The sequence below is a fragment of the Pradoshia sp. Z4_20 genome (genome assembly GCF_058216035.1).
In genome coordinates, this window is the sequence record NZ_JBZAJD010000001.1 from 819,776 (window position 1) to 844,844 (window position 25,069).

25 protein-coding genes are annotated in these 25,069 nt (G+C 37.3%); 21 read left to right on the top strand and 4 right to left on the bottom strand.

Annotated features, from left to right (window positions below):
* The first annotated feature begins 4 nt into the window (after nucleotides 1-4).
* From panD to AC4BHP_RS03975, 9 genes are all read left to right on the top strand, one after another.
* Nucleotides 5-388, top strand: a complete 384-nt coding sequence (panD, locus tag AC4BHP_RS03935) for an aspartate 1-decarboxylase (RefSeq protein ID WP_066107385.1) — start codon at nucleotides 5-7, stop codon at nucleotides 386-388.
* Between the two features lie 260 nt (nucleotides 389-648).
* The gene (locus AC4BHP_RS03940; protein WP_490551324.1) at nucleotides 649-3,252 is read left to right on the top strand and encodes an exonuclease domain-containing protein; all 2,604 of its coding nucleotides are present in this window, start codon (nucleotides 649-651) and stop codon (nucleotides 3,250-3,252) included.
* A gap of 101 nt (nucleotides 3,253-3,353) precedes the next feature.
* Nucleotides 3,354-3,524 carry a YpmA family protein gene (locus AC4BHP_RS03945; RefSeq protein WP_066107380.1) on the top strand — a complete coding sequence of 57 codons (171 nt, stop codon included), beginning with the start codon at nucleotides 3,354-3,356 and terminating at the stop codon, nucleotides 3,522-3,524.
* A 17-nt stretch (nucleotides 3,525-3,541) separates the two neighbouring features.
* Nucleotides 3,542-4,018, top strand: a complete 477-nt coding sequence (locus tag AC4BHP_RS03950) for a cell wall elongation regulator TseB-like domain-containing protein (protein ID WP_066107378.1) — start codon at nucleotides 3,542-3,544, stop codon at nucleotides 4,016-4,018.
* 17 nt (nucleotides 4,019-4,035) lie between these two features.
* Nucleotides 4,036-5,232, top strand: coding sequence for a pyridoxal phosphate-dependent aminotransferase (locus tag AC4BHP_RS03955; RefSeq protein ID WP_490551325.1), 1,197 nt, complete (start codon nucleotides 4,036-4,038; stop codon nucleotides 5,230-5,232).
* A 312-nt stretch (nucleotides 5,233-5,544) separates the two neighbouring features.
* Nucleotides 5,545-6,837 (top strand): asparagine--tRNA ligase, encoded by a 1,293-nt coding sequence (gene asnS, locus AC4BHP_RS03960; RefSeq protein WP_066107371.1) that lies wholly within the window; start codon nucleotides 5,545-5,547, stop codon nucleotides 6,835-6,837.
* A gap of 100 nt (nucleotides 6,838-6,937) precedes the next feature.
* On the top strand, nucleotides 6,938-7,624 hold the full coding sequence (locus tag AC4BHP_RS03965) for a DnaD domain-containing protein (RefSeq protein ID WP_066107369.1): 687 nt from the start codon (nucleotides 6,938-6,940) through the stop codon (nucleotides 7,622-7,624).
* 83 nt (nucleotides 7,625-7,707) lie between these two features.
* Nucleotides 7,708-8,367 (top strand): endonuclease III, encoded by a 660-nt coding sequence (gene nth, locus AC4BHP_RS03970; protein WP_490551326.1) that lies wholly within the window; start codon nucleotides 7,708-7,710, stop codon nucleotides 8,365-8,367.
* Nucleotides 8,364-8,879: a YpoC family protein gene (locus tag AC4BHP_RS03975; protein ID WP_490551327.1), complete on the top strand. Its 516-nt coding sequence runs from the start codon at nucleotides 8,364-8,366 to the stop codon at nucleotides 8,877-8,879. The genes nth and AC4BHP_RS03975 overlap by 4 nt, the downstream gene beginning before the upstream one ends.
* A 96-nt stretch (nucleotides 8,880-8,975) precedes the next feature.
* Here the strand turns inward: AC4BHP_RS03975 and AC4BHP_RS03980 are convergent, their stop codons facing one another.
* On the bottom strand, nucleotides 8,976-10,001 hold the full coding sequence (locus AC4BHP_RS03980; protein ID WP_490551328.1) for a Gfo/Idh/MocA family protein: 1,026 nt from the start codon (nucleotides 9,999-10,001) through the stop codon (nucleotides 8,976-8,978).
* 167 nt (nucleotides 10,002-10,168) lie between these two features.
* Here AC4BHP_RS03980 and AC4BHP_RS03985 point away from each other — a divergent pair, with 167 nt between their 5' ends.
* Genes AC4BHP_RS03985 through AC4BHP_RS04020 form a run of 8 tightly spaced genes read left to right on the top strand, consistent with a single transcriptional unit; the run spans nucleotide 10,169 to nucleotide 17,689 of the window.
* The gene (locus AC4BHP_RS03985; RefSeq protein WP_490551329.1) at nucleotides 10,169-11,149 is read left to right on the top strand and encodes a helix-turn-helix domain-containing protein; all 981 of its coding nucleotides are present in this window, start codon (nucleotides 10,169-10,171) and stop codon (nucleotides 11,147-11,149) included.
* Nucleotides 11,142-12,308, top strand: a complete 1,167-nt coding sequence (locus AC4BHP_RS03990; RefSeq protein ID WP_490551330.1) for a Gfo/Idh/MocA family protein — start codon at nucleotides 11,142-11,144, stop codon at nucleotides 12,306-12,308. Before AC4BHP_RS03985 ends, AC4BHP_RS03990 begins: the two co-directional genes overlap by 8 nt.
* Complete coding sequence (locus AC4BHP_RS03995) at nucleotides 12,305-12,799, top strand: hypothetical protein (protein ID WP_490551331.1); 495 nt, start codon at nucleotides 12,305-12,307, stop codon at nucleotides 12,797-12,799. The genes AC4BHP_RS03990 and AC4BHP_RS03995 overlap by 4 nt, the downstream gene beginning before the upstream one ends.
* Nucleotides 12,796-13,764: a Gfo/Idh/MocA family protein gene (locus AC4BHP_RS04000; protein WP_490551332.1), complete on the top strand. Its 969-nt coding sequence runs from the start codon at nucleotides 12,796-12,798 to the stop codon at nucleotides 13,762-13,764. The genes AC4BHP_RS03995 and AC4BHP_RS04000 overlap by 4 nt, the downstream gene beginning before the upstream one ends.
* A gap of 15 nt (nucleotides 13,765-13,779) precedes the next feature.
* Complete coding sequence (locus tag AC4BHP_RS04005) at nucleotides 13,780-14,640, top strand: sugar phosphate isomerase/epimerase family protein (RefSeq protein WP_490551333.1); 861 nt, start codon at nucleotides 13,780-13,782, stop codon at nucleotides 14,638-14,640.
* Between the two features lie 23 nt (nucleotides 14,641-14,663).
* Entirely contained in the window at nucleotides 14,664-15,908 is a 1,245-nt protein-coding gene (locus AC4BHP_RS04010; protein ID WP_490551334.1) for an ABC transporter substrate-binding protein, read from the top strand.
* 11 nt (nucleotides 15,909-15,919) lie between these two features.
* The gene (locus AC4BHP_RS04015) at nucleotides 15,920-16,849 is read left to right on the top strand and encodes a carbohydrate ABC transporter permease (RefSeq protein ID WP_139891754.1); all 930 of its coding nucleotides are present in this window, start codon (nucleotides 15,920-15,922) and stop codon (nucleotides 16,847-16,849) included.
* Between the two features lie 12 nt (nucleotides 16,850-16,861).
* Nucleotides 16,862-17,689: a carbohydrate ABC transporter permease gene (locus AC4BHP_RS04020; RefSeq protein WP_139891755.1), complete on the top strand. Its 828-nt coding sequence runs from the start codon at nucleotides 16,862-16,864 to the stop codon at nucleotides 17,687-17,689.
* A gap of 262 nt (nucleotides 17,690-17,951) precedes the next feature.
* Here AC4BHP_RS04020 and AC4BHP_RS04025 read toward each other — a convergent pair whose 3' ends face one another.
* Nucleotides 17,952-20,696: a transglycosylase domain-containing protein gene (locus AC4BHP_RS04025; RefSeq protein WP_490551335.1), complete on the bottom strand. Its 2,745-nt coding sequence runs from the start codon at nucleotides 20,694-20,696 to the stop codon at nucleotides 17,952-17,954.
* A gap of 36 nt (nucleotides 20,697-20,732) precedes the next feature.
* Nucleotides 20,733-21,350: a Holliday junction resolvase RecU gene (recU, locus tag AC4BHP_RS04030; RefSeq protein ID WP_066107357.1), complete on the bottom strand. Its 618-nt coding sequence runs from the start codon at nucleotides 21,348-21,350 to the stop codon at nucleotides 20,733-20,735.
* 667 nt (nucleotides 21,351-22,017) lie between these two features.
* Between recU and AC4BHP_RS04035 the strand changes: the two genes are divergently transcribed.
* The 3 genes from AC4BHP_RS04035 (at nucleotide 22,018) to AC4BHP_RS04045 (ending at nucleotide 23,425) form a co-directional block, all read left to right on the top strand.
* The gene (locus AC4BHP_RS04035) at nucleotides 22,018-22,272 is read left to right on the top strand and encodes a hypothetical protein (RefSeq protein WP_066107354.1); all 255 of its coding nucleotides are present in this window, start codon (nucleotides 22,018-22,020) and stop codon (nucleotides 22,270-22,272) included.
* Nucleotides 22,273-22,342: 70 nt separating this feature from the next.
* Nucleotides 22,343-22,705 (top strand): YppE family protein, encoded by a 363-nt coding sequence (locus AC4BHP_RS04040; RefSeq protein ID WP_066107351.1) that lies wholly within the window; start codon nucleotides 22,343-22,345, stop codon nucleotides 22,703-22,705.
* A 66-nt stretch (nucleotides 22,706-22,771) separates the two neighbouring features.
* Complete coding sequence (locus tag AC4BHP_RS04045; protein ID WP_490551336.1) at nucleotides 22,772-23,425, top strand: YppG family protein; 654 nt, start codon at nucleotides 22,772-22,774, stop codon at nucleotides 23,423-23,425.
* Nucleotides 23,426-23,458: 33 nt separating this feature from the next.
* Here the strand turns inward: AC4BHP_RS04045 and AC4BHP_RS04050 are convergent, their stop codons facing one another.
* Nucleotides 23,459-23,899, bottom strand: a complete 441-nt coding sequence (locus AC4BHP_RS04050; protein ID WP_066107346.1) for an Hsp20/alpha crystallin family protein — start codon at nucleotides 23,897-23,899, stop codon at nucleotides 23,459-23,461.
* Between the two features lie 333 nt (nucleotides 23,900-24,232).
* On the opposite strand from AC4BHP_RS04050, the gene AC4BHP_RS04055 reads away from it, so the two are divergent.
* The gene (locus AC4BHP_RS04055) at nucleotides 24,233-25,015 is read left to right on the top strand and encodes an alpha/beta fold hydrolase (protein WP_066107345.1); all 783 of its coding nucleotides are present in this window, start codon (nucleotides 24,233-24,235) and stop codon (nucleotides 25,013-25,015) included.
* The last annotated feature ends 54 nt before the right edge of the window (nucleotides 25,016-25,069 follow it).

Genomic DNA, 25,069 nt, shown 5'->3' on the forward strand with positions numbered 1-25,069 from the left:
GATTATGTTTCGCAATATGATGAAAGCAAAGCTTCACAGAGCAACAGTTACTGAGGCAAACTTAAACTATGTAGGCAGTATTACAATTGATGAAGATTTATTAGATGCGGTAGATATGCTTCCAAATGAGAAAGTTCAGATTGTAAATAATAATAATGGTGCACGTTTTGAAACATATATCATTCCCGGTAAGAGAGGCAGTGGTGTAATCTGCCTAAATGGAGCTGCTGCCCGTCTAGTTCAGGAAGGTGATAAAATAATCATTATATCCTATGGATTAATAGAAGAAGCTTATGTAAGAAGCCATCGGCCTAAAGTGGCTGTTCTTGATGAGTATAATACAATTGTTGAAATGCTTGGAGCCGAACCAGAGGCAACGATCATTTAATGACTTTGTTAATGAACAAACGCTGATCCCCTTAAATCTTTAAGGGAACCAGCGTTTGTTTTTTATTAACCAATAGTCTTCATTCTTCTTTGATTAATAAGGCTGGTTTTGATATAACAGTAGATAATGGGTAACGATAAATGATATGAAGAGTGTATGATAGGGGACCCAAAAAATAAAATGGAAAATAAGGTGCCATTGTGAATTTTTCCATCAGCTAAACAGAAGCAAGTTAGAGAAGAAGTGAGCAGGTGTTAAATATGAAAAGTAAGTATGTAGTAATCGACTTGGAGACTACAGGTAATAACCCTAAAAATGGTGATCGCATCATTCAAATTGCGGCTAACGTCATTGAAAATGGTGAAATCACATACCAATATTCATCTTACATAAATCCAGGGAGGTCCATCCCTCTATTCATACAGGAATTAACCGGTATTACGGATGCAGACGTGGAGAATGCACCGACATTTAAAGAGTTGGCACCCTACATTATTGGTGTATTGGATGAGGCTGTTTTTGTTGCTCATAACGTATTATTCGATTTGACATTTTTACAGGCTGAATTGGAACGTGTAGGGTATGAGCGTTTTCTTGGATATACCGTAGATACGGTGGAACTAGCAAAAATCGTCAATCCTGGAATGTCGAGTTTTAAACTAGAGGAGTTAGGAAAAGCCTATGGCTTTCTTCATGAGCGGCCACATCAAGCAGACAGTGATGCTTATGTAACGGCTCTTTTGTTTATCGAGTTTTACAAACAATTAAAGAAATTGCCGAAACCTACCATTAAATCATTATACAGATTATCATTTTTATTAAAAAGCGAGCTTAAAGAATTATTGGCTGAGATATTAAATGAATATTCAACGATGAGTGAGCCATGGAGACCAGATCTAGATATTTATCGTGGTATCGCAATTGTTAGGCAGAAATCAATTGAAAGCCTAACACAACAGGAGAATGAAAAAAAACATATTTCTCTTGATGAATCAGCGTTACATAACATATTAAAGAAGAGCTTTAAGAGTCATAACGTTAGTTTAGTAGAAGATGGGACACGGGATTTTACCGGACATATAAAAGCCTTTTATGAATATGCCAATGAAAATCATGTACAGGTAACCATAGCTGCCCATACTAAACATACAGCTGAACAGTTAATGGGTATTTTTCAGAGGGATTATTCTTCTAAAATGATTCAAAATCAAGTTAGCATATTGCATTCTAAGGAGCAGTATTTAAGTTTGCCGAAGTTCGAGCAATCGATGCGGGAAAAACAACAAAATTACGAAAGTACAATCGCAAAAATGCAAATATTAGTCTGGTTAACCATGACAAATACAGGCTGTTTGGAAGAGCTTAATTTATCCTCGGGGGGAAGAGAATATTGGAAGGAAGTAGCCCACCATGCCCATTTGCATCCACGCTTGCTTAAGCCGTGGACGGAACGGGACTTCTATTCGAGACAGATGCTGGCTGCTAAGCAGGCAAAGATTATTCTTAGTACTCATGACAGTCTAATTTCGGACATTCAAACAGGGGATTTCTTAAGCGAGTGCCCTAATATAGTACTTGAGGAAGCTAATTATTTTCCATCCTCTGTTCAAAGCGGATTAACGAAAGAGCTGAGCTATGTAGAAGTGAGGAATATCTTGAATAAAATTGGAACTTTGGATAATCGGCAACTATTGAGATCTGTCATATTGCTTTTAAAGGAAAAAACGACCGGTTCATATAATGAAAATCAACTGGCTGTTTTATTGGAAGAAATCGCATGCAGTGTGGAGAGCTTTTATGAGGCATTGTTCACATATGGAATGAAAAGCAAAAAGGATATGGACGGACCTAGAGTGCAATGTAAGCTTGATTTTTCTGAGCTGGAGAATAAAAAATACATGGATCAATTATTAAAAGAAGCCAATGATCTGTATGACTCTCTCGGTTTATTAGTAGTACAATTTCAACAGATCCTTGGTGAGTTGAACCAAGTACCAATTGAAAAATTAAAGCGAAGTCAATTTAACATTATTGATGAATTAACAAAATTATCGGGGGAAATAAATTTAATCCGAGTTACTTTAAATAGGTTTTTTAAGAGTCTGGATACAAATGATGAGGTTTGGGCGAGTTGGAATGTAAAGGGAAATAGAAATTCAGTCCAAATATATGCCCAGCCCTTATCGGTCTCAAAATGGGTTAATCGAAACTTATTAAAGCCGGATAGCCATATTTTATTTATTTCAGATGTCTTGACGGTAGGTGGATCCTTCCATTTTATTTCACAACAATTAGGTGTTCAGGAAAACAAGTTGAGTAGCCTGGTGATCCACCCGGTAAAAGAGCAATATTTAACGATATTGACTCCATTGAAGGAAAAGTCGGGATATACGCTGATTGATTTTGTGAAAAAGCAACAAAAGCCCTTAATCCTTCTTTTTCAATCACAAGAATCATTAAAAACAATATATAATGATATGAAGGGATTAGCAGAATTTACGCACATACAGTTGCAGGCTCAGGGACTATCCTCCGGTTCTGCCATGAAAATGCTGCGAAATCATCTTGCTGTTGACCAATCAATTCTCTTAATGAATTACACTGGCTGGGATCAGGTTTGGCATACTTATAATGGCCGATCAATGATTTTAATGGTTGAGCCTCCAGTCGAAATGAACAGCACGATTCCAAATGAGGATTTAATATCTGAGTTAATCATTAATTTAAGAAGCTTGCTTAATACTTCTCCGAATTATAAAAAAGACAGCAAATGGGTCTTGATCGAGAATGATTTGATTCGGAGTGATAGAAGTATGTTTGAACATGGTCTAAATTACGTAAAGCCAATATACAGGAATATGTAAGGAATTTAATGTTTGGCTCGCTTTTTTAGTAAAGTAAAGCTATTTGCAATTTTATTTTGGTATAATGTGTACGAGAGCGCTACGTTTTGGGAGGACTTACAATGGAGAGTAAGGTAGAGCTATTATCAAGTGTTAAATTGACATACACGAATGATTTATATAAAATCGTTGATTCTTTAAATAAAACGTTGAAAAAAGAGAATTTAATGTTTGGCTTGGCATTAGATAAACAAGATCAACAAACAGCTGTTTTTTCAATATACCGTACATAACTTGAAAGGAAATAGATATGAAAAAAGTAATTTGGAGCATAGTTATTATTATCCTGATTGGCAGTGGCTTTTTTATTCAGGCTATCTATGCTGGTGACAGCACCAGGAAAGACGCTGAAAAGAGTGCAGAAGATATTGCCAGAGAAACAGCTGGAATGACAGAAGTGGATGATTTCTATTTATATAATGGAAATGAGACATGGAGTGTAATAACTGGCAAAACAGCAGATGGCAAAAAAATCGGTGTTTGGGTGCCGGATGATAAGAAAAAGAAAAGCCAGATTATTGCCCTCTCAGAAGGTATTAGTAAAAATAAAGCCATTGCAATCGTGAAAGAAAAAAAGAATGTGAAGAAGATTGTGTCTGCCCATTTGGGAATGGAAAATAATCAACCCTTATGGGAAGTAACCTATAAAAATAATAAAGACCTTTATGGGTATTATTACCTAAATTTCAAAACAGGCAATTTAATACGTAATTACGATAATCTGTAGGATGGAGATGGAACCGGATGAAATTAGCAAAAAGAGTATCAGCATTAACACCATCATCAACACTAGCAATAACAGCCAAAGCAAAAGAGCTTAAAGCCCAAGGTCTGGACATTATTGGACTTGGAGCAGGAGAACCAGATTTCAATACTCCAGCTAACATACTCGAAGCAGCGCAAAAGTCCATGCGGGATGGCCACACAAAATATACACCTTCTGCTGGATTGCAATCCCTGCGCAAGGTTGTCGCAGATAAACTGCAAAAAGATCAAGGACTAACATACAGTAACGGCCAAATTTTTATCGCTTCAGGTGCCAAGCACGCTTTATATACACTTTTTCAGGCAATTTTGGATGAAGAGGATGAAGTGCTGATTCCTTCTCCATATTGGGTAAGCTATCCGGAACAAGTTAAATTGGCAGATGGAGTGCCTGTTTATATTGAAGGTAAAGAAGAAAATCAATTTAAGGTAACGCCTTTACAGATTGAAAAAGCAATTACTGAAAAAACGAGAGCGCTTATTATCAATTCACCAAGCAATCCTACCGGTATGATATACACAGCTGAAGAATTACAGGCGATTGGTGAGGTATGTTTAAAACATGATATTATTATAGTTTCAGATGAAATTTATGAGAAATTGGTCTACCACAACCATGAACATGTATCGATAGCAGAGCTTTCCGAAGAGCTTAAGCAGCAAACAATCGTCATTAACGGTGTTTCCAAATCCCATTCTATGACAGGATGGAGAATTGGTTATGCGGCAGGTGACCAAGCGTTAATTAAAGCAATGACGAACTTGGCAAGCCACAGTACGTCCAATCCGACAACGACCTCACAATATGCAACAATTGAAGCCTATACAGGACCGCAAGATCAAGTTGAAATTATGCGAAGTGCGTTTGAACAAAGATTGGATGCTATTTACGATCAATTGCTTGAGATACCGGGATTGACTTGTCTGAAACCTCAGGGGGCATTCTACCTGTTCCCAAATGTCTCAAAAACGGCAGAGATGTGTGGATTTAACAGTGTAGATGATTTTGTAGAAGATCTATTGGAAAATGCTCTGGTAGCCGTAGTTCCCGGTTCTGGCTTTGGTGCACCTGATAATATACGCTTATCGTATGCTATATCGTTAGAAGCACTTCAAGAAGCTGTTAAGCGTATAAAGGAATATGTGATAAATAAATCAGCAACAAAGGCTGAATAAATAGGATTCACAGGGAGACGGTAAACGAAACGACCCCTTAAGGAAAATTCCTGGATGATCTTAAAGGGGTTTTTTGAGTGAATGGTATTAATTTAAGCCGCTTCATTACCTTACTGACTGATGGTAAATGAGGGGGTTAAGGATTAATTTAAAAAACGAGTAAGCGAGAATGGATGTTTTCTGCAAAGGATCGATGAAATAATGGATTATTTCATGTACAGGTGAAATTTTGTATTTGCTTGTCCATTTTGGTACTTGTATAATGAATAGGGTACATAACCTGGTTTTGTTTAAGCTTTGGAGGGAAAAAATGTGAAATGTACAATTAATGAAGTATATAAATATGTTAATGAAGAAGTTAAGATAGGTGCTTGGATTGCCAATAAACGTTCTTCAGGAAAAATTGCTTTCTTGCAGCTGCGCGATGGTACAGGCTTTATTCAAGGCGTAGTTGTCAAAGCAGAGGTTGATGAAGAATTATTCAATACCGCTAAGAAGATTACTCAGGAAACGTCCGTATGGGTGAAAGGTATTGTTCAGGAGGATGAGCGTTCCCCATTTGGTTACGAACTACTTGTAACAGGACTTGAAGTAATTGCAGAAGCAGTTGACTATCCGATTACACCGAAACAGCATGGCACTGAGTTCCTTATGGATCACAGACATTTATGGCTTCGTTCAAAGCGCCAGCATGCTGTCATGAAAATTCGTAATGAGATCATTCGTGCTACGTATGAATTCTTTAATAAAGAGGGCTTTGTAAAAGTTGACCCGCCGATTCTTACAGGAAGTGCTCCAGAGGGTACTTCAGAATTGTTCGCAACGAAATACTTTGATGAAGATGCTTATCTATCTCAAAGTGGACAATTATATATGGAAGCGGCAGCAATGGCACTTGGGAAAGTATTCTCCTTCGGTCCAACATTCCGTGCTGAGAAATCCAAAACGCGACGTCATTTAATCGAATTCTGGATGATTGAACCAGAGATGGCATTTGTTGAGTTCAATGAGAACTTAGAAGTTCAAGAGCAATATGTTTCCTATATCGTTCAATCTGTACTGGAAAATTGTGTGATTGAGCTGAAAACGCTAGGAAGAGATACTTCCAAATTAGAAAATATCAAAGCACCATTCCCTAGAATTACCTATGATGATGCAATTAAATTCTTGCATGAGAAGGGATTTGATGATATCGAGTGGGGCGATGATTTCGGTGCTCCTCACGAAACAGCAATTGCAGAAAGCTATGATAAGCCTGTGTTTATCACCCATTATCCTACAGGAATTAAGCCGTTCTACATGCAGCCTGCTCCTGACCGTGATGATGTTGTCTTATGTGCAGATTTAATTGCACCGGAAGGCTATGGTGAAATCATTGGTGGATCAGAACGTATCCACGATATGGACCTATTAAAAGCAAGACTTGATGAACATAATTTAAGTATGGATGCTTACAAATGGTATTATGAATTACGTCAATATGGTTCCGTTCCTCATTCTGGCTTCGGTCTTGGGCTAGAGAGAACGGTTGCTTGGATAAGCGGTGTGGAACATGTTCGTGAAACGATTCCATTCCCTCGTCTTTTAAATCGTCTATATCCTTAATAGTCAAATAAAACCTGGCAATTTATTTTATTGTCAGGTTTTATTTTTCCGTACTTCAAAATCAGCATACATGGTATACTAAAAGGTGAGGTGTCGAATTATGACTATAAAAAATCTGTCGAATTGGATTAAGCAGGCGAATGTTGTCATACCCTCTTATTTGTTAAGCAGTTACAAAGAGATGGGATTAAATGAACAAGAGATGATGCTTTTACTACATGTTGAAAACTTTTCGATGAACGGGAATTCATTTCCCACTCCTGCTGAAATCTCTTCTGTAATGAACCTCACTGAAATGGACTGTACTAACCTGCTCAGAAAACTGGTTCAGCATGGTTTCTTAGATATTACAGAGGATGAAAAACCAGGTTATGAGAGCTATTCAATCAAGCCATTATTTGAAAAATTGGCCTATCATTATTTAAAAGAAGCTAAGCAAACCGACTTTGAAGAGAAAGTAATTAAGAGTGAATCCTTATATACCGTATTTGAAAAGGAATTTGGCCGGCCCTTATCACCCTTTGAGGGTGAAACATTAACGATGTGGCTGGATGAGGATCAGCATTCACCTGATTTGGTTAAGGCTGCTCTTAAAGAAGCCGTTATCTCCGGAAAGCTCAGTTTCAGATATATAGATCGTATTTTGTTCGATTGGAAGAAACACAGTATCAAAACGTTGGAACAAGCCAAGGCGTATAGTGAACGCTTCAGAAGCTACACGAAAAAAAGTCCTGCTAAAACTGTTCCCGTTGCTAAAGAGTTGCCATTATATAATTGGCTAGAATAGACTTTAATCGATAGACCAGGATAGATCCTTTTATCCGGTCTTTTTATTCGCGAAAAATAAAGAATAAAGGGAGGGGGATTTAGATGCTTACCAATACACAAATTCGTTATTGTCTCGACGAAATGGTAAGAATGTTTCCTGAGGCCCATTGCGAATTAAATCATTCCAATCCATTCGAATTAACCGTGGCGGTAGTATTATCGGCACAATGTACGGATGCTTTGGTGAATAAAGTAACGAAAAATCTCTTTCAAAAATATAAAAAACCAGAGGATTTCCTTTCTGTACCGCTTAGTGAATTGGAAAATGATATTCGTTCAATTGGTTTATACAGAAATAAAGCGAAAAATATTCAGAAGTTATCGCAGATTATTCTGGAAAAATACAATGGGGTAGTTCCGAATGACCGGGATTTATTAGTTGAGCTTCCCGGAGTAGGGAGAAAGACAGCGAATGTGGTTGTTTCAGTAGCGTATGGAACACCTGCAATCGCTGTGGATACACACGTGGAGAGAGTAAGTAAAAGGCTTGGTATATGCAGGTGGAAGGACTCCGTCTTAGAGGTTGAAAAAACGCTGATGAGAAGAATCCCAGAGGAAGAATGGTCGATTACCCATCACCGATTAATTTTCTTTGGTAGATACCATTGCAAAGCTCAATCGCCAAAATGTGAGGAGTGTCCTATGCTTCTACTGTGCCGTGAAGGGAAAAAAAGAATGAAAGCAGCAGGAAAAGGAAAATGAATATTCCAGAATTAAATCTTGAACCTTTTAATTTTGAGTACAATCAACTTGATAAAAATGATTTTTTGAGATGGAATAAAGATATTTTTAATCTTGGTTTTCCATATGATTATTATTATTATTATTATTATAAAGGCAATGATCTGTACAGGCCCTGGGAGGATTTCTCTGTTATAAGGGAGCAGCTGACGAATGAATGGGCGGAAATCGTTCGACAGTTGGAAATAATGTTCGCTAACAGAGAAAAGCAGGAAATTAAACCATATATGTTAAAAGGAATTGTACTATATGTTTCGTTTATGTATTGGTCGAATCAAGTATCTGTAAATTTATGCGGCTTCCCTGCATGTCTAAAGGAATTAAAGGGGAAACCGGTTAATGTGGAAGAGCGTTTGCCCTTTATATTGGCAAGGCCATACTTTTACCCAAGCTTTATGCAATTAAAAAGCCTAATGGAAGAGCAAATCAAGATTGCGGCCAAAATGGCAGCTTTAAATAAGTATACAAAATGATGTATGTTAATAGTAGTAAATAGAAGCCACACAGGTTTTAATAACTCTGTATGGCTTCTTTCTATATTGTAATTATATGGGATGGCTTTTGTCCTCCTATAAATATAGCAATTTTCCATATTGGTTTGCGGATTCTTGCTCTTTTTCTGCTATATATATGGTTTCTTTTGTGCTTTCTAACGGAATTGCATCTTGGGCACTGGTATTCAGCCTTATTGCTTCAGCGAAATGTTTAATTTCGAGATAATAGCCGTCTTCTTTTGATATATCAGGCACAAATTTTTTACCCTCGGCAGGATAGTCAGTTAGTACATTGTTTTCTAAAATAATGGTTCCTTTTTCAAAGTTCACTCTGTAGCGCATTTCAAATCCAAAATCACCTTTAATTGTCCAGTCATCCTGGGCATTTACTACTTTGCCATCGAGATAGTGATAGTTGGTAGAGACAATGTCATATCCATTACCTTCAAAAATCACTTTTCCGCTTGTAGATACAGCTACAGGTTTACCGAATAACCAATTGATAGTGTCCACATCATGGATATGTTGATCGAGTAAGCATCCACCTGATTTCTCCTTTTGCAGGAGCCAGTTTTCCCAAGACCATATAGGTGTTGAACCGCCTCGGAAGAATGAAGCACTTATTACAGGACCATATCTATTTGTATCAATTGTTTCTTTTAAGTACTGATAACTTGGGAAAAAACGAAGAGTCTGGCCTATCATTAATTGCCGGTCATATTTCTTAGAGGCTTCAATCATTAAGGAGCAGTCCTTTGTTGAGATTGCCATCGGTTTTTCACACAAGACATGGACACCTAATTCCATTGCTTGAACGGCCAGTGGAGCATGTAGGTACGTTGGAAGGCATAAGTCTACATAATCTAGTTTTTCTTCCTTAATCATGTCTTCCATTTTTTCATAGAAGGTGAACCGTCTGAAATCTACCTGCTCTTTACCAGTCTCCAAATTCCCCTCCACTACTTTACCATGCCGCTTTTTTTCATCCACATCACAAATAGATACTAATTTAATGGGGTATCCTTCCTTTTCCAGTCTCAAATACTTCTGTAAATGAGCATTTCCCATAAAACCTAATCCTACAATTCCTACTTTTAACATGGGCAACCTCCTCAGTCGGTTTCAAAAGTATTTTATTTAAGATATAAATCTTCTTTAACCTTACCTATCAAGAAGTCTTTTGATATTTAGAATTAAAGCCCCATTTCTTGTAAAAAAGGACTGAATTAGTAAAAAGTAGTACCTATATTAGGGAAATACTGTAATAATTGGAAATAAGTATTCTGAAATTTCCGATAAAGGTGGCGATTCTTCTGAGGGCTGATTTTTTTAAGAATATTTATCCACCGCAATATCTAATTGAAATTGAGAAGATTTTAACATTATATTATTTTGAGTTCTCTAAGGATTATCGGTATACGGGTGAAAAACATGATTTTTGGGAATTTGTCTATGTAGATAAGGGGAAGTTAGAGGTTTCTGCTGATCAAGAAGGCTACGAATTAAAAGAAGGAGATATTATTTTCCATAAACCGAACGAATTTCATAATTTGTGGGCGAATGGAATTTGTGCTCCTAATGTCTTAGTCATTAGCTTTGTTTGTAAATCTCCAATCATGTCTTTTTTCGAAAATAAAATCATGAGGGTCGCAACTGGAGAAAGAGAATTGTTGGCTAAAGTTTTAAAAGAAGCAAAAGATGTATTTCAGCCAAGTCTAGGAAGGATATATCGAGACGATATACGCCTGCCAAACCCTAGGGTTGGAGCGGAACAGATGATGTATTTGTACTTAAGTGAGTTTTTAATACGATTGATAAGAGATGAGACTTCGGAAATCAATCAGCAACGTGTCAGCGGAGCAACTAAGAAAAAGTTTGAAAAAAAGATTGTGAATGACATTATCGATTTCATGAATGAACGATTACATAAGCAATTATTTTTAGATGATATATGTACCCATTTTTTTCTTAGTAAGACATATTTGAAGAAAATATTTAAAGAAGAAACGGGATATACCGTGATGTCCTTCTTTAAGGCGCTTCGAATGGAAGAGGCAAAAGTCTTAATCAGAGAAAATAACTTGAGCTTTACACTTATTGCTCAAAATCTAGGGTTTGATTCAGTTCATTATTTTTCGAATTGCTTTAAACAACAAACTGGATTAAGTCCGAGTGAATATGCCAGGTCGATTCAAGCATTTGAACATAAATTGAGGCTGAAAGAAGAAGGGGAGAAAGCAGTTGATTAGGTTCGGAGTTATAGGATTAGGCAATCGAGGCAGTAAATTCGCTCTTCAGTCCCTAATTCCTCATCCAGAAATAGAAGTAGTCTATGTATGTGATCAACAAGGCACAAATTTTAACTTATTTGAAGAAAAACAAATTCGATCAACCACTGATTATCGAAACTTGCTAAAGAGCACGGAGGTGGATGCAGTTTTTATCGCTACTCCGGATGATACCCATGCTGAAATTATTTTAGAAGCGATAAAATTTAGCAAACATATTTTATGCGAAAAACCTCTAGATATTTCATTGCAAAAAATCTCTATGATTCGTTCCGCCTTAAAAGATTATAAAAAAGTTTTTCAGGTTGGTTATGTCCTGCGATACGCACCATTATATTTTAAAGCAAAAAGCTTAATAAGCAGTGGAATTATCGGCGATATATTCCTTGCAAATGGAACAGACCACATTAACTATGGTGGTTACGCATTCTTTCATGATTGGCATAGGCTTAAATCTAAATCCTACAGTTTATTACTTCAAAAGGCTACACATAGTCTGGATATTTTATCTTGGATGATTGGAGCCAAGCCGGTAAAGGTGGCAGCATTTGGAGGTTTAGAAGTGTTTGGTGAACTTGGGTCCATCAAAAAATTTGGATCTCCTTTAAAGGAAGAACTGCACTGTCGAACATGTCAGCATAAATGGACATGTGAGGAGAGCCTAATTAATATCAAGAAGCATAAAGGAATTGAGTGGCAAGAAAGTTGGCCAGATCACTGTGTGTTTGATTCTGAGGTAAATGTAGATGATCATCAGGCTCTGCTAATTCAATACCAAAATCGAGCGAAAGTTACGTATACATTATGCCAATTTGCAGCTTATTATCGGAGGGAATTTCAGTTTTTTGGTACGAAGGGTGAGCTATACTTTGATGATGAGAACAATAGAATCATAGTTCATGATCGTTTGAAAAAAGAAAAGTTAGTCTACGAAATAGAGAATACAGTTGGCCATGGTGGAGGAGATGCTGAAATGATTTTGGATTTTCTTCATTGTATTCAAACAGGGGCTCAACCGCGTTCTAATCTGGAAAGTAGTTTCACCGTTTCTGAGCTAGTCATTGCTGCACAACAATCAATTGAAGAGGACAAATATATTGTAATGGAGGGTTCTCTGTGAAGTTAGAAGATCAAGCTGCCCTAAGAGAAGTCCGGGAAGGAAATGTAGGAAACGTTACCTTTATTCGATATAACTTCCATGCTCCAGAAAAACCATTAGAAATCATCACCCAGCATATAAAGGAAGCTTTATATTGGATATCCAATATTCATATAAAGCAAGATTTAAAAGATATTAATACTTCTGCAAACCATGAAAAAAATGTTTGGCTAATCACTTGTCAATTTACAGATAGGACGGTAGCTAACCTTTTTTTTGATTTTTCACTAAGTCGATCAATCTACATAAAACAAATGGAGATAGCCGGAACAACTGGGTTGTATGTGTTTGATTCGTCTGTTGAACAAGCTTTACAATCAGATTTTCTGCAAGTGCTTGAGATTAATCCGGAATATTTGAAGGATGATCGTGTTGAGAAATGGTGGAGTAAAGCTCTCCAAAGTCTTCAGACTGGGCAAGTAGTTTTGGTGGAGAAAGGAGGCCATTCATGAAAGTCGGAATCATTGGTTGTGCTCATATGCACGTGTATAGCTACACATTATGTTTAAAGACACTTGGAGTTGAAATTGTCGGTATTTATGATCGGGATAAGGAGAAAATGTTTCAATTTAGTGAAAAGTATGGGATTGCCCCATATGAACAATTGGATGACCTTTTGCAAACAGATATTGATACGGTTCTGATCTGTTCAGAGAATGCGTTTCATTGTGAATATACTGTTTCAGCCGCTGCTTATAAGAGGCATGTGATTGTCGAAAAACCGATGGCACTTACGGTTGAAGATGCCGAAAAGATGATTTCGGATTGCTACGCCGCTGGTGTTAAATTGATGATTGCTCATCCAGTTCGCTTTTCTCAACCTATGCAGTCCTTAAAACAATTGATAGACGAAGGGACATGCGGAAAGCTAATTGCAATTAATGCCACGAATCATGGAAAATCACCTGGTGGTTGGTTTGTAGAGCAAAAACTCTCTGGCGGAGGAGCTATCATTGATCATACGATTCATATGGCAGATCTAGTAAATTGGTTTTTTGCTCCTCAAATAGATTCCGTATTTGCTAGAGGGGAGAATTTACTCGGTGAGTCATTTGTGGAGGATACAGGGCTCTTGCATGTGACATTTACGGATGGGACATTTATGAGTCTGGATACATCATGGAACAGACCTAAAGAGTATCCAGTATGGGGTGATGCCTCACTTACATTGGTCACAGATAAAGGGTGGATTCACGCCGATGGATTTGGGAGAAAGGCATTACTCTACAATCAAAAAGCAAGTCCGGCTTTTACATATTACGAAGAAGATATGGATATGGCCATGATAAAAGCTTTTAAAGACACCATTGATCAAAATATGCCTTCACCAGTATCAGGTGAAGATGGCCTATTCACTGTAAAGATGGCGAGAATGGCCTATCAATCGATTGAAAAAGGATACAGAGTAATTAATTAAAAGGAGGTTGGGAAAGTGAGAAAAGGTATAAATAGCTGGTGTTTTTCACCTGATTTATCATTGGAAACTACTTTTAAAGTAACAAAGGAAGCTGGATTCGATTCAATTGAACTGAATATGTCTGAAAGTATGCCTCAGGATTCCATTACTTCTGAATTAGGGTTAATAGATAACCCAGCTTTAACCCTTGAAACTACAGAGTTAGAGCTTGAGACAATCAAAAATTTATCAGTGACTTATCAGTTACCAATCAGTAGCATTGCGACAAGCTTACATTGGACATACCCTCTGACCTCATACGACGAGAAAGTAAGGGTAAAGGGATTAGAAATCGCTAAGAAAATGATTGAGGTATGTGCTGTCCTTGGTGGAGATACTGTATTAATCGTCCCTGGTGTTGTAACGGAAACAAATAGTTATGATGACTGCTATGACTTGGCTCAATCGGCTCTAAAAGAATTAGCTATATATGCAGAACCACTCGGAATTGTTATAGGTGTGGAGAATGTTTGGAATAAATTTTTACTTAGCCCACTTGAGATGCGTCGTTTCCTTGATGAAATCAATCATCCTTCGGTAAAGGCTTATTTTGACGCAGGAAATGTGTTGCAATTTGGCTTTCCAGAGCAGTGGGTGCGCATTTTAGGTGAACGAATCACGAAGGTACACATTAAAGATTTTCGCCAGGATATAGGGAATATACGTGGATTTACGGGTCTTTTAAGCGGAGATATGAAATGGTCGTCTCTTATGGAGGCTCTAAGGGAAATAGGATACAACGGGGATGTGATTTGTGAGTTAAGTCCTTACAAAGAAAACTCGATACAACTAGCATATGACACCAGCAATGCTATGAAATATATATTAAGCCAGTAAGATCAAATTAAAGGGGGATATTTATGAAAAAGAAAGTAAAGTGGTTAGCAGTCTTTTTCTTGATTATCAGTGCAATGTTGGTTGGGTGTTCGAATGATTCTAAGTCCAATGCTAAAGGGGACGGAAAAGAAATTACTTATGCTTTATGGGATAAGGAGCAAGCGCCAATTTATGAAGAGCTCGCAAAAGAATTTGAAGAGGAAACAGGTATTAAAGTAAAGTTTGAAATCACACCGTGGGCGCAATATTGGACAAAACTAGAAACAGCCATAACAGGAAATAATGCCCCAGATGTTTTTTGGATTAATTTCCCGCGTGTACCTGATTATATTGATAATGAGGTTGTCCTTCCCTTAGATGACATTGAATTTGATAAAGATAAGTTCCCTCAACAATATTTAGATTCTTATACAAGAAATGGAAAGTTGTATGCAATTCCAAAGGATTTCGATTCACATGCACTTTACTATAATAAAAAGATTTTTGATGAAGCAAACATCGCCTATCCGGATGACACTTGGACTTGGGATACATGGAGAGAAGTAGCCAAGAAGCTTACTAATAAAGACAAGAATATTTATGGCATGGCTGCGCCAGTAACGTGGCAGGGTGGATATTATGAAACGTTATTACAGAGTGGAGGAGCTCCGTTTGCTGAGGATGGGACAAAGTCTGGTTTTTCTGATTCAAAAACGATAGCTGGCGTACAATTTTGGTATGACTTTGTTAAAGAAGGATCCAGTCCAACAGTTGAAGAAATGGCTAGTACGACAGTATCCGAATTGTTTTTAAATGGACGTATTGCTATGACTCTGGATGGTTCTTATATGGTACCAACGTATTTTACTGATGAATACGGGATAGAGAATATTGATGTGGCACCTATGCCAAAAGGTGAAATCCGAGCTACAACGTCAAATGCCTTAGCGAATGCTATTTCTGCCAAAACAGAAAATGAAGAAGCTGCTAAAAAATGGGTTGCTTACCTTTCTACTAAAGAAGCGAATGAGCATACCGCTAACTCAGGAAAGGTTCTATCAGCCTATGAAGGCTCACAAGAGGGATGGATGAATGCTTATCCAGATAAAAACCTAAAAGTATTCATAGATGCTGTCGAGTATGCAGTACCGCTTCCGAATAAGAAAAATAACTCAGCTGCCATTGCAATTGAGGCTGATATACTAACAAAAGCATGGACAGGTGAAATAACAGTGGAAGAAGCGTGTTTAGAATTGGCCAAGCAAGCGGATGAACTATTGAAAAAATAATCGAGTAGGGAATGATTGATTTGGCAAAAAACGACGGTAACGTAATCCCTTATAAAAGATCGAAATATAAGAGAAGAGATATATTGGCAGCTATATTTTTTATCGGCCCTCTATTTCTTGGATTGTTCGTTTTCTATCTTTTTCCGATGATTCAAAGCGTTTTCTATTCATTTACAAAATGGGGCATGTTCGGTGGAAATACTTTCACCGGACTTGCTAATTATAAGAAGCTAATTGGAGATGGAGAAGTATTATCAGCTTTGAAAAACACCATAATCTATTCTATATTTACTGTACCTATTTCGATGGTCATTTCATTATTAATCGCAACTCTTTTAAATAACAAAATAAAGGGTGTATCTTTTTACCGGGTTATCTACTTTCTTCCGGCTGTTACGATGACATCTGCAGTCGCTATGATTTGGAAATGGATGTATAACTCAGACTACGGAATTATAAATCAAATCCTTGCTCAGGTTGGTATTCAGGGACCAGCTTGGCTGACAAGCTCAAACACAGCCATGATTTCTTTAATTATTGTAGGTATATGGAGTTCCCTTGGTACTTCAATAGTTATATTCTTAGCTGGATTACAAGGAATATCGAGATCTTTCTATGAAGCGGCAGAAATAGATGGGGCTGGTTCCTTGCAAAAGTTTTTTAAGATTACGTTACCGATAGTAACTCCGACAATCTTTTTTAGCTTGATTACGTCGCTGATTTCTGCACTGCAGGTGTATGACTTGATTTTTCTAATGTATTCCCAGACTAATCCGGCTCTTGAAAGTGTCCAATCCCTGGCCTATTTATTTTATAAGCATGCGTTTATATTAAATGACAAAGGATATGGCGCCGCTATTACCGTTGTTTTATTACTTTTAACTATGATCATTACCGTTATTAATTTTGGATTTCAAAAGAAATGGGTGCATTATGAATAAGAGGTGGACAAGATGATGAAGAAAAAAAACAAAGGAAAATGGGTTGTTCACGTATTACTTATATTTGGTTCCATTATGATGGTGTTCCCCTTTATTTGGATGGTGCTAACTGCACTCAAGACAAAAAGTGAATCAATCAGTATTCCTCCAAAGTTTTTTCCTGAAGTTGCCCAATGGAATAACTTTAGCGACATCTTTACACTTTTACCTTTTAGTCAATATTATTTAAATACTTTCGTTTCTACGGCGGTCATCACATTAGGACAAGTGTTTCTTTCTGCAATGGCGGCTTATGCCTTTGCACGAATTGAATTCCCCTTTAAGAAGACATTATTTATCCTGATGTTATCCGTTTTAATGGTTCCTGGGCAAATATTTTTACTTCCACAATACTTAATCATCCAAGATATGAATCTATTAAATACAATTCCAGCTTTATTTATTCCAGGTCTGTTTTCAGCTTTTGGTACATTTTTGCTGCGACAGTTTTTTATGACAATCCCAAAAGAATTGGAAGAGGCCGCCGTTATTGATGGTTGCTCCAGGTTACGTATATTTTTCAGTATTATCCTGCCTTTGTCTAAACCTGCGCTCATTTCAGTATCGATTTTTGCGTTGCTATATGGCTGGAATTCTTTGCTTTGGCCGTTGATTGTAAATACATCCCCAGACAAAATGACGCTATCTGCGGGCTTGGCAACTCTAAACGGACAATATGCTACTAATTATCCTTTAGTGATGGCTGGATCATTCATGGCAATTATTCCACTAATTATCGCCTTCTTTATTTTCCAAAAGCAGTTTATTGAAGGGATTGCATTAAGTGGATCAAAAAATTGATGTAGTAGTAATTGTATCTTTTGAGGATTGGAGTATATTGTGGTGAAGCAGGGGGGATGAAATAAAGGTGACTTCTGCAGTTAGATAACTTTATCTATAGGCAGAGTTATCTATTGTGATTAGTTTACAGTAGAAAGTTATTCGCATATATAGCATAAAAAAATGCACTTCATTGTTAGAATAAGTCTAACCATGAAGTGCATTTTAGTTATTGTTTATAGGAATTTGAAACTTTTCATTTCAAAATGTTCTGGTTTACGGTTTAGGCAATTTTACGTATATGTCTAGGCATTTCTTGAATAGCAGGTGGAATCAGATAGGAAGTTTCGTCAGGCTGGGAAGTACTATTACTTCTCGCAGCAGGCTGTTCTTGCCCATCCTCATCCTGTGGTTCTGGCTGGCCTTCACCAGGGTTAGTACCTTCGCCAGGATTGGTGCCTTCACCAGGGTTAGTTCCTTCACCAGGGTTAGTTCCTTCGCCAGGGTTGGTGCCTTCGCCAGGGTTGGTGCCTTCACCAGGATTAGTACCTTCTTCAGGATTGTTACCTTCATTCGGATCTTCTTCATTACCTGTGCCATTGTCTGGGTTAGGTTGGTTTGGATCCTCTGTATTGTCCTCAGTCGGCTCTTCAGGCTGTTCTTCCTCCTCTGGAGCAGCTTCAGGAATAGAAACAGATGTAGATGCTGAGTCACTCTCCTGGCCGTCTACAGTAGCTGTTACATAGAACGTATACTTTTTCCCGGCTTCTGGAGCATCGAGACTAAAGGAAGTTTCCTTTGTAGTGGTTAACGTTTGTCTGTCTCCGCCATCCACGACAACCTGAACATTAAATTCTGCGTCATTAGAAGAATCATATTTCCAGCTCACGTTTATTCGATTAGATACTTCATCAAAAGCAGCGTTGAGACCAGAAGGCGCATTTGGTTTTGTATATTTTTCTGATGTTTTAGTAGGTTCATGTCCCTTTACAAAGTACTCATATACAATTTGATCACTTGGTGTATATTCACTTGCTTTAGCGTTTGTTCCTTTTTCAAGGGCAACTTTGACAACCGAACTTGGCTGTTTGAAATTATAAGTTGTCACATTCTCAGACATTTTGCCCATCATTGTTTTAAAGATTTTTGCGGCTATTTTTGTTTCCTGCTTACTCATCGGATTTTTTAATTGTTGATCATAGCCCGTCCAAACAGACATGGTGTAATTCGTTGTATATCCAATAAACCACGCATCCGGTGAACTGCTCTTACTGATATTATATTTTGCCCGGTCTTCTGCAGAGTAGTTTGTTGTTCCTGTTTTTGCTGCAATGTGAAGACCTGGAATATTGGCTGCAGTTCCTGTACCTTTAGTCACAACATCCTGCAAAATGTTTGTAATCATAAAGGCTGTATAATCCTTCATGGCAACTTGTGGTTCCGGTGCCGTTTCAATAACAGTATCATTGTCTCTTAGAACTACTTTTTTTACGACATGCGGTTTATTATAGATACCCTCGTTACCAAATGCAGCATAGGCACCTGCCATTTGTAGAGGGGATGCTGCTTTGTCTACACCGCCGATTGCGGATGCTTCGTAAATTTCCCCAAAGTCAACACCTAATTTTTTTGCAAATTTACCAGCTTGATCTTCACCAACCTCTTGGAGTGTTTTAACTGCAGGGACGTTAAGTGATTTATAAAGCGCCTCACGAATCGTTACATTCCCTTTATAGGTACCCGTTGCACTACCAATTGATTGTCCGGAACTATATTTATATGGTTCATCTTTAATAATATGAGCAGTCGACCATTTCAAATATTCAATTGCTGGACCGTAATCAAGAATTGGTTTAATGGTTGAACCCGGCTGCCTTGTTTTTAAATCTGTTGCATAGTTAAAGCCACGGGCTACTTCTTGGTTTCTTCCACCGCCCATTGCGTTGATTTCTCCGGTCTTTGTATCCATAAAGACCGTACCAGCCTGGAATTTATCATTCGGGTAGTCGATATATTTATCGCTATTCAGTATTTCCTCCATTAGTTCCTGTGCATCAGGATCGATGGACGTATATACCTGAAGGCCATCTGTGTATATATTGTAGTCTCCAATTTCTTCCACTTCATCGATGACTTGATCAACAATAGCATTATATTTTGTGTTTGTTGTTTTCTCGCGTTTTTCTTCTGGTACTAAGCTATCTTCAACACTTTCGGCTAGCGCTTTTTCGCGTTCTTCCGCAGTGATGAAACCTGCTTTTTCCATTAGTTTAAGTACGATGTTTCTTCGTTTTTCCGCTTTTTCCGGATACGTAAACGGGTTGTAATTATTTGGGCTTTGCGGCATACCTGCCAGCGTGGCAGCTTCAGATAAGGTAAGCTCATTCAATTCTTTGCCAAAGTACAGCTTGGATGCTGTGGAAAACCCATGGACTCCGGATGACATATATACTTTGTTAACATACATTTCAAAAATTTGTTCTTTAGAATATTTTTGCTCAAGTTGAAAAGCAAGGTACATTTCCTGTACTTTACGTTTAATCGTTTTTTCTGATTTAAGGAAAGAGTTTTTCACTACCTGCTGGGTAATGGTGCTACCTCCCTGAGAGCCGAAGCCGCCTGTTATGTTTCCAATTAAAGCTCCGCCAACGCGAATAATATCAATTCCATGATGTTTATAAAAACGCACATCTTCAGTTGCCAGGATGGCATTTTCCATCAATTTAGGAACATCCTTATAATCGACGTAATCTCTTGTTTCTGAGCCTACTTCTGTATATATATCTCCGTTTTTATCATAGATTTTCGAAGAAATAGGATCAATCAGGGCGCTGTCATCAATCTCAGGAGCTGTGACAGCCCAGTATGCAAAAACTCCTCCAACTGAAATACCTGCAATAATAAATAGTGCAGCTAAAACAATTAAGGTTCTTTTTAATAATGATTTTGATTGTTTCTTTTGTTTTTTATTTCTTTTGGAATTTGCATATTTTCTTTTTTCTGTCCTTGTTTTATATTGATCTGACATTGTGTTACATACCTTCCTTTCAGGATAAAGGACCATTTAAAATAGTTGGGTACCATATTTTTTGTCAATTATCTTAATATAGTCAATTCTTGGTGAAAACCCAAGCGGAATCACTTCACCTGTATGTTCAATATCCTTTTTTGGTATAGATTTTCTACCGCCAGATAGCATCTCTTCCCAATAATAGATCAGTGTCTCAGCCGGTAAATAGTAAATTTCCTCTGTTACACTGAAGCGCATAATAATAAAGGCTATCCCACCATGTTTAATGATATTGCGCATATGGACAATTTGGTGTTCATGAAAATTCTTTAAAGGGAAAGAGGTTGTTTGTCTGGTTTCCTTCGCTTCAAAGTCAATGTATCTGCCTTTATATACACCATTATAATCCGTTGTGGAGGCTTGCTTAAAATAGGCTTCTTTTATGACTGCAGCGCTCCTCTTAGGATAAGACACATTAACAATCTGAACGGGTGTTGGCTTTTTGTGAACAATTGCGATGTTATTCTCTATATAATAAAGATTTGTTTCGTTTAAGTCATCCTCCAATGTCATTCCCCGATTAGAATAATTCACTTTTTTCTGTTTCAGTACTTTGCTGCCGGTTTTCGCAATCGGGTTATATTGTTTTCCATTAGGATATTTTATAGACATAGTATCCCTCCAAGCCCATCCTTATCATAACAAAAATAGCATCAAAATTGTAAAATTCATTATTACTTACATAGAAAGTTTAAATAATTAGTACAGATACTCATTTATGTAATTTTATTATAAGATAAACGTGTATTTCTCTTTCAATAAATACTAAATTGATAGAATGTAAACGAAACTAAGGCACTTCGAAGTTTATAATAAATTGGCTGGATTCGTCAAAGGTACTTTTTAGATAAAAAGGTTAGAGTATATGATTATATAGAAGAATGTTATCGAGGTCATCTTTTAAGCGACATAAGTAAAAGAGAATAATAAAAAGCCGGAGAATATAAAATCCTCCGGCTATTAAGTAAGTGGTAGCTAATGTTTTAAGTTGATGGTTTATCTGGACCATCTAGTTTTGGATTGCCTGTATGCTTGCTGGATGCGTTATTGCTTTTCTTTTTTTTCTCTTGAGCAGCTGATGTATTTTTCTTCATGACTACACCTCCTATTCATTAGGTTGTCTATGTTTAGAGAGTTTATGCAAGTTGTCGAAGGAAGCATTTACGTGCGCCGTCTCTGTTTTCTTTGCCGATACTCTTCTAGTTTTGTCGTCTATGAAGGGATTGAAATAGTTAAATCGAAACCTTAAGTGTATAAGAATGAGGAAAGGGTGAGGTGCATGAGTTCCAAAGAAAATATCATCACATTGCTAAGGGAATTGGAGCAGGAAATAATAGCCCTTGAGGAAGAAATAATTAGAAAAACAGATAATGAAGTAAATGATACAATAGCCGAGTTCACGTATACAATCAAAACTGAAGCCAGGAAGATTGATATGGATATGGCAGATATTCAAATTAAAATGAATAATTTTATTGATGATTACAAACATGATACACAACTGTCTATATTGAAATTGGCTCATTTAACGTAAAATACAAGATAGTATCATTTTTTCGGAAATTCTGTTTAGATTAGGTAAAAAGAACAAGGGTGTAATGTAAATGAAAGATAACTTTTATCAAAAGACAATCGATTTGATAGAAATCGTTAAAGATGCTGAAAAAATCTATAGAGAAGCACGCGAAACGGAAGAGCGTGCAGATTTCCACACTGTGATTAAGCCGTTTGCCGACCATACTAAGCAGCTGGCAGATGAATGGCTTATTGAGGCTGAGCAATGGGTAGCTGATAAAAGACCTAAATATCTATCCCTCATGCAGATTAAGAATACCCATAATAATGTTTTACAAGTTTCTGTCCATTGTTACTTTCCGGAGTCAAGCAAGTCGAGATTCATTAAACATTGCAATGCAGCTTTGTTTGTACTCGAACAGATTCGGATGGAAGAAGTGAACGGGGAGTAACGGTATAGCACCCAATCCCAGATGCTGCATACTGTATAAGTATATAGTTAGAGCGGAGGGAAAGTTATGCTTAAACCACTTCTTGAGAAGAAAGCTAGAAGGCGTAATGGTGATTTTAATCCTTATTATGGAATGCCGGCTGCATCCCGCTTGCCTCCATATGAATATCGAAACATCTATCCGGCTGGAACTGGGGCTCCTCAAGTTCAACCACAGGGTAGTTGGGGGCCGGAGAGCATTCAGCAACAACAATTGAATCCTTTTGAAGGAAACCTTGCTTACCAACCCTACTATCCTAACCAAATGTATCAACAGCCATCCTTTAATCCATACTATATGGAGCAATATCCAGGAAGTATGCCAATGTCAGGCGGTATGATGGAGGATCAACATTTTTACGGCTATCCGCAGCAGGAAATGCCGAATCAATACCCAAAAGAACAGGTGAATCCATTTCAAAACCCATTATACTCTAAGGATGAAGATTTTTATCCTTTACAGCAGATGAATACCGCTATTACTAATCCATATCCTAATCAAAGCTTTATGCAAAAAAATCAGGGCAGTAATTTTTCATCGGTTCTTAATCAATTTAAAACACAGGAAGGCAGTATCGATTTTAATAAAATGATTGATACTGCGGGAATGATGTTAAATTCAATGAATCAGGTATCCAATTTAGTAAAAGGTGTAGGTTCTATATTTAAAGTAACCACATAAAAAACTGCCGGTTATAGATCGGCAGTTTTTTATTTATCGGATAGATATGCGTTTCTTTTTTGATTTGGGGACTTTGACTGTTAATAAGCCATTTTCGTGGCTAGCCTCAATTTGTTCTTCGTCAATTGGGTAATGGAATGTAAAGCTTCTCGATTTCTTTTGTTTTTCTGTAGCATAGATTTGATCGCCTTTATTTACTTTTCGTACAGTTTCATATGATATTGTTAATTTACTACCCGATATATCAATTTCAATGTAATTTTTGTCGACACCTGCGATAGGAGCTTGAATAATATAATGGGTTTCTGTTTCTTCCCATTCAACGGGAAAGCTTGCAAACATTTTTTGGTTCTGGAAAAAATCATCCATAGACTGTAATAGTCCGCTCCTTGTGTTCTCGGTTAACAAATCATCCATTTGTGAAATGAAGTTACGGAGCGGTTCAAATGCACCATTCTTCTTGTTTTGAGCCATATATTCTCCTCCTCTGATGATTCTATCTTTAGCATATGCAGGCTATTCTTAATTGTTAAATAATTAGGGTGATAAAGGAGTACGATGTAAACGAAGATATCATAGTCATTTGGCTATATAATGGCGGTTTTGCTTTATATTTAAGCAATGTTATAACAGGAGGGATAATGGTAAAATGAATGGGTAAATATAGAGAAAGTTTTAGAAGTTGAGCTTGTCTCTTTTTAATATCGAATCATACATACATGTAAAAGACTCCACCCTGAACGTAGAAAATATGCGGGGACGGATCTTTAGATTTAATTATCATTAAATAAAAAGGTGTGGAAGTAAATGGAGAATAATCTTGTGAAATTAGCTTTTAAGGAAGAAGGCGCTGGAAAGCCTATTATCTTACTGCATGGTTTTTGCGGAAGCAAGGATTACTGGGAAAAAGTGATTCCTTATTTAAGGAAATTCTACCGAGTAATTGCTGTTGATGTAAGAGGTCATGGCGAAACAGATACTACAAAGATTGGATACGATATTCATGATATGGCAGAGGATTTGTATAATTTCTTTATTGAACATGATTTAAAGGATGCTTATCTATTTGGTCATTCAATGGGAGGATATATTACCCTTGACTTTGTGGATCACCATCCCGATCTTATCAGCGGATATGGACTCATTCATTCCACTGCATTACCAGATTCCCCTGAAGCAAAGAAAAAACGGTCAGCAGGTGTCTCTACAGTAGAAGAACAGGGAGTTTCCTTTTTCGTTAAGGATCTCATCCCTAAATTGCTGTCAAAAGAAACAAGGGAAAACGAACAAGAGATGCTGAAAACTTTGTATGATATTGGCGTTGAAACGAGACCAACAGGCATCATCGGTGCTTTAAAGGCTATGAAAAATCGTGAAGATAAGAATTATGTGCTGCAAAGGAACGATATCCCAGCTCTTCTCGTAGCCGGTGCAAGAGATGAGGTTGTACCGATAGAGAAAGTATTTACTGTGAGCGGAGAGCATATTACACAAATAGTTATTGATAAAGCCGGGCACATGGGAATATTTGAGACCCCGGAGCAAGTATCCACGGCTATTACCTCATTCATAGAAAAAGTGAATCAATAATTGGAAGGTCGTATCTTGAAAAAGATGCGACTTTTTCCTTTTCAAGGGAACGTT